Annotated in this window: 13 protein-coding genes; 2 read left to right on the top strand and 11 right to left on the bottom strand. The window is 63.0% G+C overall.

Annotation, left to right across the window (positions count from 1 at the left end):
• Positions 1 to 38 precede the first annotated feature (38 nt).
• From DyAD56_RS21285 to DyAD56_RS21270, 4 genes are read right to left on the bottom strand one after another with little or no spacing between them, the layout of a single operon-like run.
• Positions 39 to 575: a pilus assembly protein PilP gene (locus DyAD56_RS21285; protein WP_102304841.1), complete on the bottom strand. Its 537-nt coding sequence runs from the start codon at positions 573 to 575 to the stop codon at positions 39 to 41.
• Positions 572 to 1,237, bottom strand: coding sequence for a type 4a pilus biogenesis protein PilO (gene pilO, locus DyAD56_RS21280; protein WP_102304840.1), 666 nt, complete (start codon positions 1,235 to 1,237; stop codon positions 572 to 574). Before pilO ends, DyAD56_RS21285 begins: the two co-directional genes overlap by 4 nt.
• Positions 1,237 to 2,049, bottom strand: coding sequence for a PilN domain-containing protein (locus DyAD56_RS21275; RefSeq protein WP_102304839.1), 813 nt, complete (start codon positions 2,047 to 2,049; stop codon positions 1,237 to 1,239). Before DyAD56_RS21275 ends, pilO begins: the two co-directional genes overlap by 1 nt.
• Entirely contained in the window at positions 2,049 to 3,107 is a 1,059-nt protein-coding gene (locus tag DyAD56_RS21270; protein ID WP_102304838.1) for a pilus assembly protein PilM, read from the bottom strand. Before DyAD56_RS21270 ends, DyAD56_RS21275 begins: the two co-directional genes overlap by 1 nt.
• Before the next feature lie 249 nt (positions 3,108 to 3,356).
• Between DyAD56_RS21270 and DyAD56_RS21265 the strand changes: the two genes are divergently transcribed.
• Complete coding sequence (locus DyAD56_RS21265; protein ID WP_102304837.1) at positions 3,357 to 5,855, top strand: penicillin-binding protein 1A; 2,499 nt, start codon at positions 3,357 to 3,359, stop codon at positions 5,853 to 5,855.
• Positions 5,856 to 5,940: 85 nt separating this feature from the next.
• Positions 5,941 to 6,615, top strand: a complete 675-nt coding sequence (locus DyAD56_RS21260; RefSeq protein WP_102304836.1) for a hypothetical protein — start codon at positions 5,941 to 5,943, stop codon at positions 6,613 to 6,615.
• A 95-nt stretch (positions 6,616 to 6,710) separates the two neighbouring features.
• Here the strand turns inward: DyAD56_RS21260 and DyAD56_RS21255 are convergent, their stop codons facing one another.
• From DyAD56_RS21255 to rpoZ, 7 genes are all read right to left on the bottom strand, one after another.
• A complete protein-coding gene (locus DyAD56_RS21255) occupies positions 6,711 to 8,006 on the bottom strand; it encodes a citrate synthase (protein WP_102304835.1) in 1,296 nt (431 codons plus the stop codon).
• A 254-nt stretch (positions 8,007 to 8,260) separates the two neighbouring features.
• Complete coding sequence (locus DyAD56_RS21250; RefSeq protein ID WP_102304834.1) at positions 8,261 to 8,506, bottom strand: type B 50S ribosomal protein L31; 246 nt, start codon at positions 8,504 to 8,506, stop codon at positions 8,261 to 8,263.
• A gap of 108 nt (positions 8,507 to 8,614) precedes the next feature.
• Positions 8,615 to 9,541 (bottom strand): nucleoside hydrolase, encoded by a 927-nt coding sequence (locus tag DyAD56_RS21245; protein WP_102304833.1) that lies wholly within the window; start codon positions 9,539 to 9,541, stop codon positions 8,615 to 8,617.
• Between the two features lie 106 nt (positions 9,542 to 9,647).
• Positions 9,648 to 11,765, bottom strand: coding sequence for an ATP-dependent DNA helicase RecG (gene recG, locus DyAD56_RS21240; protein WP_102304832.1), 2,118 nt, complete (start codon positions 11,763 to 11,765; stop codon positions 9,648 to 9,650).
• Between the two features lie 80 nt (positions 11,766 to 11,845).
• The gene (locus DyAD56_RS21235) at positions 11,846 to 12,229 is read right to left on the bottom strand and encodes a RidA family protein (protein WP_102304831.1); all 384 of its coding nucleotides are present in this window, start codon (positions 12,227 to 12,229) and stop codon (positions 11,846 to 11,848) included.
• Positions 12,230 to 12,309: 80 nt separating this feature from the next.
• Positions 12,310 to 14,475 (bottom strand): bifunctional (p)ppGpp synthetase/guanosine-3',5'-bis(diphosphate) 3'-pyrophosphohydrolase, encoded by a 2,166-nt coding sequence (locus DyAD56_RS21230; protein ID WP_102304830.1) that lies wholly within the window; start codon positions 14,473 to 14,475, stop codon positions 12,310 to 12,312.
• A gap of 133 nt (positions 14,476 to 14,608) precedes the next feature.
• A complete protein-coding gene (gene rpoZ, locus DyAD56_RS21225) occupies positions 14,609 to 14,899 on the bottom strand; it encodes a DNA-directed RNA polymerase subunit omega (RefSeq protein WP_102304829.1) in 291 nt (96 codons plus the stop codon).
• Positions 14,900 to 14,956: the final 57 nt, after the last annotated feature.

The raw sequence follows: 14,956 nt of genomic DNA, 5'->3' as shown, positions 1-14,956 counted from the left end.
GTTTTGGATTGGTTGCTCATTGCATCAGCCCCTGTTTCTTATTTCTCGCTGAGCGCGATGCTGGCGGAACGTTCCATCCAGCCACCATTGCCGTTGGAAACCAGTTCCACCAGGTCGAGATGGTCATCGCCTATCGCGGTGACCCGACCATAGTTCTGGCCCATGTATTCGTTGCGATGCACGCGATGGATCACGCCCCCCGGATCCTTCACGAGCACTTCCATGCCGGCACCGGCCCCTACGGTGCCCACCATCTTCAGGCTGTCCAACGCGAACATTTCCAGCGGCTCCTTGGAGCGGTTTTCGTCCGGCCGCGGACCCGTATTGGCGTTGGTCTGGAGCTCCGCCGTGCTCGGACTGAACGGATCACGCTTGTCCTGGTCGGCGTACTGGAAGGTTTCGAACGTCTTGATCACAGGCAGCGGCGGGATTGGCGCGCCCTTCCTCTGCTTTTCCTGCGCAACCCACTGGTGCAGGTCATCCTGCCCGCTGCAACCGGCGAGCATCAGGCCCACGCACAACACCAGCGACGCTTTTGCCAGGAAGGCAGGCGTAACGGCAGTCAACTTGCTCATTTCTGCCCCCCTGTCTTCGCCGGCGCACCGTGCGACGACTTGGCATTGGCCGCCTTGGCCGACGCGCCTTCGTCTTCATCCAGATAGCGATAGGTCTTGACCGTACCCTGCAGCACAAGCACACCACCGGCCTTGTCCTTCGGAGTCAACGACACGTCATGCATGGTCAGGATCACCACGCGAGGCAACGAGGCCACGCCACTAATGAAGGTGCCGAACTGGTGATACGTACCCACCATGCGCAGTTGGATCGGCTTCTCCGCGTAGAAGTCCTTCGGTGACTCCGGGCCCGGCTGGAACAGCTCGGTTTCCAGGCCCGCCGACAAGGCTGTCTGCGAGACGTCGACCAACAGCTCAGGCATTTCCGTCTTGCTCGGCAGCTGGCGCAACAACTGGCGCAGCATGTCCTGCATTTCGTCGAGCTGCTGCTGAAGCGCTTCGAGATTGACCGACTTGGCCTGCTTGTCGGAGAACTCTTTCTTCAGCTGGTCTTCCTTGGCCACCGCTGCCTGCAATTGGTCCTGCTGGTTGCCGATGAATAGATACCAGCCAAAGAAGACGATGATGACGAGCACCAGACCGGTGAAAAACATCTTCACCGACTTCGGCCAACCGCCGATATTGTTGCGATCGAGGTTCTGCAATTCCTGGAGGAAGTTCATTACTTGGCTCCTCCTGCAGTCGTTGCACTCGCCGGCTTAGTTTCCGGTTTGGCTGACGCACTAGGATTCGGCGTCGCCAGCGCGTCCTCTAGAGGCTTTGCCATCGCATTGATCTTGGCGCGCTCGGCGGGCGACCTGTTGGGGTCGGCCGACTTGGCATGTATGAGCTTCAGCAATGCTTCGGCCTGCTCACGCTCTGCAGGTGTCTTGGGAGCGGGTATCGGCGGCGGCATCTTGGCTTCGTCGGCACTGTCACTGTCCTCCTCCGCCTTGGGACGATTCAGCGCAACGTCCAGACCGAAGGAATAGGGCAGTCGGCTATCGCCATGCGTGTTCTCGGTCTTGCGCAGATCGGCATGACCCATCCACGGCGAGGTCTCGATGTTGCGCATGTATTCGGCGACGCTGGCATTGGACTGCGCCACGCCGTCGAGCGACATCGAATCGCCCGTCTGCTTGAGGCCGTTGAGGCGCGCGCTCGCTGGAATGGTTTTCACCAGCTCATCGAAGAGATGGACCATCTGCGAACGATTGGCCTGCAACTGCTCGATGATCTGCTTGCGGGCCAACAGGCTCTCTCGAACCTTTTCCAGATCCTTGATCTTGGCAATGCGTTCGTCGAGCTGCTTGATCTCACCTTGGAGGTAGGTGTCGCGATCGTTCTGGGTATTGATGCGCGCATCCATCCAGAGTGACCACACCAATACGACCAGCACAGCCGCGACGAACGCGGCGCCCAGCTGCATGAAGAACTCACGCTGGCGCTGCTTGCGGCGCTCAACGCGCCAAGGGAGTAGGTTGATGTGTGCCATCAGTCAAAACTCCTCAGCGCAAGGCCGACCGCGATCATCAAGGCGGGGGCGTCCTGTGCCAGCGACTGGGCCTGCACGCGAGGTGACAGCGACATGCGAGCGAGCGGATTGGCCACCACGCACGGCACGCCGAGCTGTTGTTCCAGCATGGGGCCAATGCCTTCGATGGACGCGCAGCCACCGGCCAGTACCACCTGGTCGACCTTGCTGTACTCGCTGCCTGCGAAGAAGAACTGAAGCAGGCGGCTGATCTGCTGCACCAGCGATTCCTTGAAGGGCTCGAGCGCTTCACTCTCGTAGGAGTCGGGCAAACCACCCTTACGCTTGGCGCGACCCGCTTCCTCGTAGGAAAGACCATAGCGGCGCATGATTTCGTCGGTGAGCTGCTTGCCGCCGAACACCTGTTCGCGCGAGTAGATGGTGCGCTGATTGCGCAGCACCGACAGCGTGGTCATGGTGGCGCCGATGTCGACCACAGCGACCAGCGCATCGCGCCCGACATTCAACTGGTCGGCCACCATCGCAAAGGCGTTTTCCATCGCGAAGGCTTCGACGTCGATGACCTTGGCGACTAGGCCGCCCAGATCGAGTGCGGCCACACGCATGTCCACGTTCTCGGTACGCGAGGCAGCGAGCAGGATGTTGTTCATTTCCGGGTTGTCGCGCACCGGACCGAGTACTTCGTAGTCCAGGCTGACTTCTTCGATCGGATACGGGATGTACTGGTTGGCCTCGACCTGGATCTGGCCTTCGAGATCATCCTCGGAGAGTTCGCTCGGCATCGGGATCACGCGCGTGATGACCGCCGATCCCGCCACCGCCGCCGACGCATGCTTGAGCTTGGAGCCGGAGCGGGAAAGCGCACGCCGGATGGCTTCGCCCACCGCCTCAACCTCGACGATGTTCTTCTCGACCACAGCATTGGGGGGCAGCGGCTCGACCGCGTAGTGTTCCACGCGATAGCGACCGCCGGCTTGACTGAGCTGCAGCAGCTTGACGGCCGTCGAACTGATGTCGACGCCAACAAGCGGCGGCTTCTTGGGTGTAAAAAGCCCCACGTTTTCCCCCTTGCCCCTGGGCGCCCGGGTCAGAGACTGACACAGTGCGCGACGGCATTTAATCCAAAAATTAACGTATTGGCAACGGCCTACGAGCTTTTTCTCGACTCATTCGCGTGACGGCATGCACAGCTTTAACGAATGGGTCGGTGGCCTGTTTTTTGCTGTGACGACCACGGTTCATGCCGTGGATACTGCTACATCTATACTCTGTATTGTTTTGACTCACGTCTCGCAAACACCCAAATCATGCAAATTCTTAAGCGGTTGCTGCGCTGGATCCTCGTCCTGGCCTTTACAGGTTTGCTGCTGGGTGTCGCGGCGGTCGGCGTGGCCTACTGGCTTATTTCCCCCCGCCTGCCCTCCGTGGCCGTCCTCAAGGACTACCACATGCAGGTCCCCCTAAGGGTGCTCTCCGCTGATGGCAAGCTGATTGCCAGCTTCGGCGAGACGCGTCGCATCCCCGTGGCCATCAGCGAGGTCCCCGAGCGGCTCAAGCACGCAGTGCTAGCTGCCGAGGATGCCAGCTTCTACCAGCACCCCGGCGTGGACTGGCACGGCATCGCCCGTGCCGGCTGGCATGTCATCGTCTCGGGCGGCGACAAGGGCCCAGGCGGCTCCACCATCACCCAGCAGGTGGCCCGCAATTTCTTTCTGAGCCCGGAAAAGCTCTATTCGCGCAAGCTGACGGAGATCTTCATCGCCCTGCGCATGGAAAGCGAGCTGACCAAGGACCAGATCCTGGAGCTCTACCTCAACAAGATGTTCCTGGGCCACCGCTCCTACGGCGTGGCTGCGGCTGCCTCCTACTACTACGGCAAGACGCTGGACCAGCTGTCGGTGGCCGAATGCGCCACCATCGCCTCCACCTTCCAGCTGCCGTCGCTGGTGAACCCGCTCAACAGCCCCAAGCGCATGATCGCGCGCCGGAACTGGACGCTGGGTCAGATGCTGGAGAACCACTACATCTCCAAGGCCGAGTACGACCAGGCCATCGCCGAGCCGAACAACGCCTCGCCGCACGAGCCGCCGATCGAGGTGGATGCCCCTTACCTGGCGGAAATGGTGCGCCTGCAGGTGCTCGACCGCCTCGGCAACGACGCCCTGACCGAGGGCTATATCGTCAAGACCACCATCGACAGCAAGCGCCAGCAGGCGGCCGTGGACGCCGTCCGTGCCGGACTGGTCGACTACGACCACCGCCACGGCTGGCGCGGGCCGGAGGCTCACCAGGAACTTGCCGCCGACGCCGATACGGACGAGCTGGAGCGCGCCCTGGCTGGTTATACCGACATCTCCGGCATGGACCCCGGCATCGTCACTCAGGTATCGGCCACCGAGGCCAACGTCTATCTGGTTAGCCGCGAGCAGATCAAACTCAACCTGGATGCCATGAGCTGGGCACGCCCCCGCATCGATGACACGCGCGTCGGCGCAACACCCAAGAGTGTGTCGACGGTGCTCAAGCGTGGCGACATCGTACGCGTCGCGCGTGACGACAAGGGGCAATGGCAGCTCACCCAGATCCCGGGCGCGCAGGCCGCGATGGTCTCGCTCAACCCGGAGGACGGCTCCCTGCAGTCACTGGTTGGCGGCTTCAACTTCCTGCGCAGCAAGTTCAACCGTGCCGTCATGGCAGCCCGCCAGCCGGGCTCCAGCTTCAAGCCGTTCATCTATTCGGCGGCCTTTGAACGTGGCTTCACGCCGGCGTCCATCGTCAACGACGCACCGCTGGCCCTGCCCGATCCCTCGCGGCCGGGCGGCCTATGGACACCGTCCAACGACGACGACAAGTTCGACGGCCCGATCCCCCTGCGCGAAGCCCTGGTGCAATCCAAGAACCTGGTCTCCGTGCGTCTGCTGGACGCCATTGGCGTGCGCTATGCCCGCGAGTACGTGACCCGTTTCGGCTTCAGCCTGGATTCGCTGCCGAGCAACCTGTCGATGGCCCTGGGCACCGCCTCGGTCTCGCCGATGAGCATGGCCCGCGGCTACGCCGTGTTCGCCAACGGCGGCTATCTGGTGACGCCGTACTTCATCAGCGAGATCGACGATCGCGACGGCAAGCCGGTCTACCAGGCCAACCCGGCACGCGCCTGCCGCACCTGCGCCGAGCGCCTGCTGGACACCCGGGTTCCGGGCCTGCCGCCGGCCAATGCTAGCGCTGCCCCGGGCAATGCCCTGGCTACTGCTGGCAGCGTTGCGGGTGCCCCGACGACGTCAGGCAGCGTGGCCGGTGTGGGCGACGCAGTGCTCCCGGCCGATGCCCACGGCGAAGGTACGCACCCGCCAGTGCTTGCTCCGCCGGTCATCGACGTGCGCAATGACTACCTGATCACCTCGATGATGCAGGACGTGATCAAGCGCGGCACAGGCTCGGCTGCGATGGCCCTGGGCCGCACCGACCTGGCCGGCAAGACCGGCTCCACCAATGACCACCGCGATGCCTGGTTCGCAGGCTTCAACGGCGACGTGGTGGCGACGGTGTGGGTGGGCTATGACGACTTCAGCTCGCTCGGCAAGGGTGAGTTCGGCGCCAAGGCGGCCCTGCCGATCTGGATGTCGTACATGGGCGCCGTCCTGAAGGACCAGCCGCCCACTACCCTGCCCATGCCCCCGGGTATTTCGACCGTGCAGATCAATGGCAAGTCGGAAATAATGAAAGTCGAAGATGTAGACCGCATGAAGCAGCAAGCCAACCAGGAACAGGAGGATCAGGATCAGCAGCACGCCTACGACATCTTCTAATCGTCGGCAGCGCGGATTCGTTCCCCAGACCGCCCTGCCGCTCGCGCCCACCCACGTGGGCGTCAGATCGCCGGAGGAATGAGGCATGGCACGAGGTCAGCACCATCGCATCCACGCGCAGGATCGCCTTCAGCGCAACCGTCTGCGCGTCGCCCAAGAGGCGGCGCGACTGATGAGCGAACACGGCATCCGCGATTTCCACCACGCCAAGATCAAAGCTGCCGAACGGCTCGGCATCCTCGACGCGCAGGCACTGCCGCGCAACAACGAAATCGAAGATGCATTGCGCGAACACCAGCGCATCTTCCACGCCGAGTCCCAACCCCAGCTGCTGCAAGAACGCCGCGAAGCAGCCGCGGAAGCCATGCGCTTCCTCGAACGGTTCGATCCCCGCCTGGTCGGCGCGGTACTCGAAGGCACCGCCGATACGCATTCGGCCGTATGCCTGCACGTGTTCAGCGACACACCGGAAAGTGTGGTGCTGTTCCTGCAGGAGCGTGGCATCCCTCTCACTCAGCAGACACGTCGTCTGCGCATCACGCGTGACGAGCAGAAGGAATATCCCGTACTGCTGTTCGCGGCGGATAGCCTTCCCTTCGACATCACCGTGCTGCCGCGCGATGCATTGAAACAGCCACCCCTGGACCGCATCGACGAAAAGCCCATGCGCCGCGCGTCACTCGCCGTTGTCGAGGAGCTACTTGCCACCGCTGACAACGATGACGAGTTCGAACGCATGCTGTCGTCCGCGTTGCGCTGAAGCGCGACTTGCGCAACGCGCGCCCAACGAAAGCATCACCCATAAAAAAAGCCCCGGAAACCCGGGGCTTTTTTCTTACGCGACGACCGAGGCGATCAACGCTTGTCGGCGGCCACGTAGTTGCGCACGTCGGCGCCGGTGTAGATCTGGCGCGGACGACCGATGCGCGAACCTGGGGTTTCGTGCTGCTCGATCCAGTGCGAGATCCAGCCGGAAGTGCGCGCGATGGCAAACATCACCGTGAACATCTCGGTCGGAATACCCAGGGCCTTGTAGATGATGCCCGAGTAGAAATCGACGTTCGGGTACAGCTTGCGCTCGACGAAGTAATCGTCCTTCAGCGCAGCCTCTTCCAGCTTCATGGCCACGTCGAGCAGCGGGTCGTTGACGCCCAGCTCGTTGAGCACCTTGTGGCACATCTCGCGAATGATCTTGGCGCGCGGATCGAAGTTCTTGTACACGCGGTGGCCGAAGCCCATCAGGCGGAAGTTATCGTTCTTGTCCTTCGCGCGCTTGACGGCGGTCTCGACCTTGTCGGCCGTGCCAATCTCTTCCAGCATCTTGAGCACGGCTTCGTTCGCACCGCCGTGTGCCGGACCCCACAGCGCGGTGATGCCCGCGGCGATGGAGGCGTACGGGTTGGCGCCGGTCGAGCCGACCAGGCGAACGGTCGAGGTCGAAGCGTTTTGCTCGTGGTCGGCGTGCAGGATGAACAGCAGGTCCAACGCCTTGGCGGCGACCGGGCTCATTTCCAGCGGCTCGCTCGGCACTTCGAACATCATGTGCAGGAAGCGATCGACGTACTCGAGGTTGTTGCGCGGATAGCGGAACGGCCAGCCGATCGAGTAGCGGTAGCAAGCGGCGGCGATGGTCGGCATCTTGGCGATCAGGCGGATCGCGGCCAGCTTGCGGTCGTCGGCGTTATCGACGTTGATGTCGTCGTGGTAGAAGGCCGACAGCGAAGCCACCGAGGCGGCTAGCATGGCCATTGGGTGCGCGTCATGGTGGAAGCCCTTGAAGAAGTCCTTCAGGGACTCGTGCATCATCGTGTGATGCGTGATCTGGTCTTCGAACTTGACGAACTGATCCTTGGTCGGCAGTTCGCCGTTGAGGAGCAGGTACGAGGTTTCGAGGAAGTTGGACTTCTCGGCCAGCTGTTCGATCGGGTAACCACGGTACAGCAGCACGCCCTCGTCGCCATCGATGTAGGTGATGGCGCTCTTGGTGCTGGCAGTGCTGCCGTAACCCGGGTCATAGGTGAAATGGCCCGTGTCCTTGTACAGCGTTCCGATGTCGATGCATGCGGGACCGAGCGTACCGCTCAGCAGGGGTAGTTCGCTGCTGCGGCTGGTCGACTCATCCACCAACTTGACGATCTTGGAATCGGACACGGAAAACCTCCTTCACGAAATGTCATCGTCGACGTATCGCGGTAAGCGATGGCCGGCGAGGTAGGGTTGATGTCGCGTAGGGGGATGGCTGCGACACCTCGCCACGAATTATCGCATATCGATTCGCCAACATGCCCTAGCGGATGGTCGGATGGCGAACGCAAAAAAGCACGGGGCGAGCTAATGCTCGCCCCGTGCGATCTAGCATGCTTACGCCGCGTGGCCGCAGCGTGACAGCAGATGCGTTCGCGCGATTACTTCTGCGCGTAGCGCTTGCGGAACTTGTCGACGCGACCGCCGACGTCCAGCGTCTTCTGCTTGCCGGTGTAGAACGGGTGGGACTGGCTCGAGATATCCACCTTGATCAGCGGGTACTCGTTACCGTCTTCCCATTTGACGGTTTCCTTGGTGGTAATCGTCGAACGCGTCAGGAACGCGAATTCCGACGACAGGTCCTGGAACACCACCGGGCGGTAATTCGGATGGATATCGGGCTTCATGACTGACTCAAAGCGTTGGGTGAAAAGAGCGGCATTTTAACCACAGCCCCTACCCATTGGCAAGCCGGTCAGTCACTTGGACCCGCCAGCCCCGCATGGTGGGCCGTTTCAGGCCCCCAGCGCCCGCCGCACCATCGCCCCGAAACGGGCCTGGTCGACCTCCATCACGATGCGGGCATTGACCGACTTGCCGAGGCGCGCGGTCCAATCGACCACCGTGGCGCCGCGGGTCAATCGACCGTCCATTTCCACCGCCACATGGCGCTCTTCGAAGCGAGTAACCATGTCCGGATCAATGGCCACCGCCATCGCCAGCGCATCTGCCGCGATCACACCGCGACGCCCGCGCTTCGCGTTGAAGGCACGCGCCGTACCGAATACCTGATCGAAGAAAGTCGCACGCTTATCGCCCGCTGCAATCCACGTATTGAATTCCTCGTCATCGAACGCGTGGCGCAGCACCACTTCCCAGTCGACAAGATCGAACGTCGGGAATGCCTCGAAGACGACGTGCGCAGCCTCGGGGTCAAAACCGATGTTGAACTCCGCGGGAATCTTGCCCGTGTTGCCAAGGCCGGTGACGGCGCCACCCATGATCACAAGGCGCTTCACACGCTGCGGCAGCGTAGGATCGAGCCGCACGGCCAGCGCGAGATTGGTCAGAGGCCCAAGCGCCACCAGCGTCAGACCGGGCTGTTCGCGCGTCAAACGCAGGATCGCGTGAACCGCATGCTCGTCAGCGGCGCGACTAACTGGCTCCGGAAAGCCGACGTCACCCAGGCCATCAGAACCATGCACGTGCACTGCATCCTCTTCCGGCATACGCACGAGCGGCGTTGGGCACCCAGGAAACACCGGAGTCGGCTTGCCAACCAGATCCACCAACGTCCGCGCATTGCGCACCGTGTGATCGAGACCGACATTGCCCGCTGCGATCGTCAGGCCGAGCACGTCGGCATGCGCGTGGGCCATCAGGATGGCGAGCGCATCGTCCACGCCCGGGTCGGTGTCGATCAACAATTGCAGCTGGCTCATGGCGATCTTTCAGATGAGGGATTGGTTAGCTTAGGGCCTTGCAGCCCGTGCGCAAAGCCTTGCGAGGCCCTGCTTGGCAGGATGCGCCCGCATCATGAAACCCCATTTACGCGTGCGCGTAACGGGCAGCGGCGCCGATCCAGCGAGTAATGAGCAATTCGGCCTGCCCTGGATGGCGCGCCAGCAACTGCGCACCAACCTCCTGCACCGCAGGCAGCAGATGCGCATCTCGCGAGAGATCAGCGATGCGGAAATTCAACTGGCCGGTCTGACGCGTGCCGAGCACTTCGCCAGGGCCGCGCAATTCGAGGTCTTTCTCGGCAATACGGAACCCATCATTGGTCTCGCGCATCACCTGCAAGCGCTCACGTGCGAGCTGACCAAGCGGCGGCTGGTACAGCAGCACGCAATTGGAAGCGATCGCGCCGCGCCCCACCCGCCCGCGCAATTGGTGGAGCTGAGCCAACCCAAGCCGTTCGCTGTTCTCGATCACCATCAGGCTGGCATTAGGTACATCCACACCCACTTCGATCACCGTCGTGGCCACCAGCACCGATAGCTCGCCCGCCTTGAAGGCATCCATCACGGCCTGCTTTTCCTTGGGCTTCATACGTCCATGGATAAGACCGATGCGACACTCGGACAGCGCCGTCGACAACTCTGCGTGAGCCACCTCGGCGGCCTGCGCCCGCAACTGCTCGGACTCTTCGATCAGCGTGCACACCCAGTAGGCCTGCCGCCCTTCGAGGCACGCGGCATGGATGCGCTCAATCACATCGAAGCGACGCGCATTGGAGATGGCGATGGTCTGCACCGGCGTGCGCCCCGGTGGCAGCTCATCAATGGCTGACACGTCGAGATCCGCGTAAGCGCTCATCGCCAGCGTGCGTGGAATCGGCGTAGCCGTCAGCACCAACTGGTGCGGCACCAGTCCGGATTCGTGATCTGCTCCTTTGTCGCGCAACGACAGGCGCTGCTGCACACCGAAGCGATGCTGCTCGTCCACGATCACCAGACCAAGCTGCGCGAACTCGACGCCTTCCTGCATCAAAGCGTGCGTCCCGATCACCACATGCGCACCCGACGCCACGCGCTGCAATGCCTGTTGACGAGCCTTGCCCGTCACTTTGCCGGCAAGCCATGCGACTTCAATGCCCAGCGGGGTCAGCCAGTGACGGAAGTGCTGCAAGTGCTGCTCAGCCAGCAACTCCGTGGGCGCCATCAACGCGACCTGCTGGCCCGACTCGACGGCGGCAAGTGCTGCTATCGCGGCGACGATGGTCTTGCCGCTGCCGACGTCACCCTGCACCAGCCGCAACATGGGACACGGCTCGGCGATGTCCTTGGCGATCTCGCCGCTGACGCGTTGCTGCGCCCCCGTAAGACCGAAAGGCAGGCTCGCCAGTAGGCGCTTGCGTAGCTCACCCGTACCCTTTAGGCGAGGCGAGTGACGGCGGCGCACCGCAGCACGCATGCGTTTGAGGCTCAGGTGCTGGGTAAGCAGCTCTTCGAACGCTAACCGCTGCTGTGCCGGGTGGCGACCGGTGGTGAGCTGGCCCAAGTGCGCATCGGGAGGCGGACGGTGCACGTAAAGCAGGGCCTCACGCAACGAGGCCAGGCCGTGCTCGACGCAGAGCTCGGCGGGAATCAGCTCAAGCTGCGCATCGGGCGGCAACAGCGCCAACGCCTTGGCAATCACGCCAGCCAGGCGCTTTTGGCCAAGCCCCTCAGTGGTCGGATAGACCGGTGTCAGCAGATCATCGACCGTCGCCGGCTCGTCACCAACCAGGCGCTGATACTGCGGATGGACCATCTCCAGCCCCTGCGCCGCCTGTCGCACTTCGCCGTAACAAAGCAGGCGCGCGCCAAGCTTCAGTTGCTCCGCCTGATTGCGATTGAAATGAAAGAAACGCAGCACCAGGGTCTGTTGCGAGCCGTCAGTGATGGCGACTTTTAACTGCGGCCGATAGCGGAAGCCCCGCTCGACGGCCTCGATGACGCCCTCGACCTGCGCGCGCTCACCGGGACGCAGATCGGCGATCGACGTGACGCGCGTGCGGTCCTCATAACGCAGTGGCAGGTGGAACCACAGGTCTTGCACGCGCTCGAGCCCAAGCCGCGACAACGTTTCCGCCAGTGCAGGGCCCACACCCGGCAACGACGACACCGGCGTGGCGCCGGGATCGGAAAGTATCGTGGCAGCGTTGGCGCGAGAGGGCGGCATCGACAAAGCCTAACCGAGCGAGCCGTCCAGCCGCAGCCGGTCATGATGATCCGGCTGTCAGCGTGGAACCTGCGGATCGGTCAGTCGAGCACCATGATGGCGTCGATTTCAATGGCCGCCAGCTTGGGCAACGCGGAAACTTCAATGGTCGAGCGCGCCGGGAATGGCGCCTTGAAGTACTCGGACATGATCTCGTTGACGGTGGCGAAGTGACCGAGATTGGTCACGTAAATGCCGATGCGGACGATCTTTTCGAGCGAACCGCCCGCCGCCTCGGCAACTGCCTTGAGGTTCACGAACACCTGGCGCGCCTGCAGCGCGATGTCGCCCTCAACCATGTTGCCGGTCGACGGATCCAGCGGGATCTGGCCCGAGAAATACACGGTATTACCGGTACGCACGGCCTGCGAGTACGGACCAATGGCGGCGGGCGCCTTGTCGGTGGTGATGATGCTGCGGGACATGGGAAAGCCTTGTGGTTGCTCAGGCCTGACAGTCTAGAACCAGACCCGCCCCTTGAGGAATGCGCGACGACGCCATCCGCTCAGAGGGGGTAGCGGTACGCCCCACTTACCACGCCAGTGCGGCGCACGCGGCGGATCACGTCAGCCAGATGCTTGCGGTTCTTCACTTCGAGCGCGAACAGCAGCGTGGCCGCCGCGGCATCGCGCTCGACGTACTCCACGTTCTCGATATTCGAGTTGGCGGCAGCGATGGCCGCTGCCACGGTGGCGAGCACGCCCGGACGGTTGATGACCTCGATGCGCAGCTCCGCGCGGTAGTCACCCTGCACGTCGCGATCCCACTCGATCGCCACGCAGCGCTCAGGCGACTTGCGCAGTTCGACCACGTTCGGGCATTCGACGCGGTGCACCACGATGCCCTTACCCGAGGAGAGATAACCAATAATCTCGTCGCCCGGCAGCGGATGACAGCAGTTGCTGAAACTGAGCACGCCGCGCTCGGCACCGGTGATGTGGATCTTTTCCATCGCGTGCGGCGACTGCTGCACGTCAGTGGCCTTCTTGCCGCGCGCAGCCACCAGTTGGTTTGCAACCAGATGCGGGATGCGGTTGCCCAGCGCGATATCCGAGAGCAACTCTTCCAGCCGCTTGAGCTTGGAGGTCTCAAGGAAGCGATCCAACACCGCCGGCGGAATGGCATCCAGGCTGGTACCTAGCGCATCGAGTGCGCGATCCAGCATGCGGTGGCCAAAGTCCACGGCATCCTCGTGCTGCAGATGCTTCAGGTACTGGCGAATTGCTGTGCGCGCCTTGCCGGTGACCACCGATTCCAGCCACGCCGGGTTCGGCAGCGCCGACGGCGCGGTGATGATTTCGACCAACTGCCCCGATTCCAGGCGCGTGCGCAGCGGCACGAGCTTCTTGTCCACGCGGGCCGCCACGGCGTGGTCACCCACATCGGTGTGTACGGCATAGGCGAAGTCGAGCGCGGTGGCGTTGCGCGGCAACGCCAGAATGTCGCCACGCGGCGTGAACAAATAGACCTCGTCCGGAAAGAGGTCGATCTTGACGTTCTCGATGAACTCGGACGAGGACACCGTATTGGCCTGGCTGTCCGCCAGCGACGACAGCCACTCGCGGGCGCGCGCCTGCGCGCTGTTCGCGGGGCCAGAATCGGTTTTGTAGGCCCAGTGCGCGGCAACACCGCGTTCCGCCACCGAATCCATTTCCGCTGTGCGGACCTGCACCTCGATCGGCGCACCGAACGGCCCCAGCAGCACGGTGTGCAGCGACTGGTAGCCATTGGCCTTGGGAATAGCGATGAAATCCTTGAAGCGGCGATCCACCGGCTTATAGAGCCCGTGCACTGCGCCCAGCGCCATGTAACAACTCATCGCCGAGTCGACCACGACGCGGAAGCCGTACACGTCCATCAGTTGCGCAAAGCTCTTATGCTCGTTGCGCATCTTCGAATAGATGCTCCACGGCGACTTGATGCGACCCACCACCCTGGCGGTGATGTGGTCGGCGGCCAGGCGCGTGGACAGCGCGGTCTCGATCTTGCCCATCGCTTCGCGGCGATTGCCCAGCGCGGCGCGGATGCGCTCACTGATAACGCGGTAGCGGTCGGGATAGAGTGCGCGGAAGCCCAGGTCTTGCAGCTCCGCCTTGAACTTGTTCATGCCCAGGCGCTGGGCGATGGGCGCGTAGATTTCCAGCGTCTCGCGCGCAATGCGGCGACGTGACGAGCCGTCTTTCGCACCCAGCGTGCGCATGTTATGCAGGCGGTCGGACAGCTTGATCAGGATGACGCGCAGATCGCGCGCCATCGCCAGGAGCATCTTGCGGAAGCTTTCCGCATCTGCCTCCTGGCGGCTGGAGAAGCGCATCTTGTCCAGCTTGGTGACGCCATCGACCAGTTCGGCGACCGTTTCGCCAAACTCGCCGGCGAGCTCGGTGCGGCTCAGCGAGGTGTCTTCCAGGGTGTCATGCAGAATCGCCGCGATGATGGTCTCGGCGTCCATCCCCAGCTCGGCCAGGATGCCAGCCACAGCGACAGGGTGCGTAATGTAGGGCTCACCGCTCTTGCGGGCTTGGCCCTCGTGCGCGACGGCGCCGACTTCGTAGGCGCGGATCACCTTGGCAACCTGCGCTTCGGGCAGGTAGGCAACGCGCTCCTTCAGGGCCAGCACATACGGGGGCAGCGTCGACGTATCCAAAGGGGTGGAGTCCGTGACAGCCGGCATGGATGTTCGGTCCCCGCTCAGGCGACCGCCTCGCTGCGTTTGAGTGGCGCGAGGGTGGCGGCGTAAAGCCCGCAGCGCAAAGCGCCGGACAAGCCGGCGCCGTGGCGTTGCTGACTACAGCCGCTGCCTTCCATCAGTCATCCCCACCCTTGGAGAGGTCGTCGTCCACTTCGGCGGCGGCCCACTCCAGCGCTTCGCGCTCGGCGCGCTCGCGCTCGGCCTTGTCGATCTCGTCGATGGTAGCCTGGTCGATACGGCGATCGGCGATCTCGCGCAGGGCGAGCACGGTCGGCTTGTCATGATCGGGACTGACTGCCGGCTCGGCACCGTTAGCGAGCTGGCGGGCGCGCTTGGTCGCCATCAGCACCAGTTCGAAGCGGTTGTCGACCACCTGCAGGCAGTCTTCCACGGTAATGCGGGCCATCTGAAATCCTCAGAAAATAAAACGACTTATCATCTGTCAGTGTAGCCAGAGGCGGCT

Origin of the sequence: Dyella sp. AD56 (assembly GCF_002878475.1) — a bacterium.
Classification (GTDB): domain Bacteria; phylum Pseudomonadota; class Gammaproteobacteria; order Xanthomonadales; family Rhodanobacteraceae; genus Dyella.
The sequence above is the reverse complement of the archived record's forward strand: the minus strand, read 5'-3'. Positions and strand labels throughout refer to the sequence as shown.

Excerpts from the sequence above, each read along its gene's own strand:
- DyAD56_RS21235 (WP_102304831.1), bottom strand. The coding sequence starts at position 12,229 with ATGTCCCGCAGCATCATCACCACCGACAAGGCGCCCGCCGCCATTGGT.
- pilO (WP_102304840.1), bottom strand. The coding sequence starts at position 1,237 with ATGAACTTCCTCCAGGAATTGCAGAACCTCGATCGCAACAATATCGGC.
- DyAD56_RS21285 (WP_102304841.1), bottom strand. The coding sequence starts at position 575 with ATGAGCAAGTTGACTGCCGTTACGCCTGCCTTCCTGGCAAAAGCGTCG.
- DyAD56_RS21250 (WP_102304834.1), bottom strand. The coding sequence starts at position 8,506 with ATGAAGCCCGATATCCATCCGAATTACCGCCCGGTGGTGTTCCAGGAC.
- DyAD56_RS21260 (WP_102304836.1), top strand. The coding sequence starts at position 5,941 with ATGGCACGAGGTCAGCACCATCGCATCCACGCGCAGGATCGCCTTCAG.
- rpoZ (WP_102304829.1), bottom strand. The coding sequence starts at position 14,899 with ATGGCCCGCATTACCGTGGAAGACTGCCTGCAGGTGGTCGACAACCGC.
- DyAD56_RS21245 (WP_102304833.1), bottom strand. The coding sequence starts at position 9,541 with ATGAGCCAGCTGCAATTGTTGATCGACACCGACCCGGGCGTGGACGAT.
- DyAD56_RS21275 (WP_102304839.1), bottom strand. The coding sequence starts at position 2,049 with ATGGCACACATCAACCTACTCCCTTGGCGCGTTGAGCGCCGCAAGCAG.
- DyAD56_RS21265 (WP_102304837.1), top strand. The coding sequence starts at position 3,357 with ATGCAAATTCTTAAGCGGTTGCTGCGCTGGATCCTCGTCCTGGCCTTT.
- recG (WP_102304832.1), bottom strand. The coding sequence starts at position 11,765 with ATGCCGCCCTCTCGCGCCAACGCTGCCACGATACTTTCCGATCCCGGC.
- DyAD56_RS21230 (WP_102304830.1), bottom strand. The coding sequence starts at position 14,475 with ATGCCGGCTGTCACGGACTCCACCCCTTTGGATACGTCGACGCTGCCC.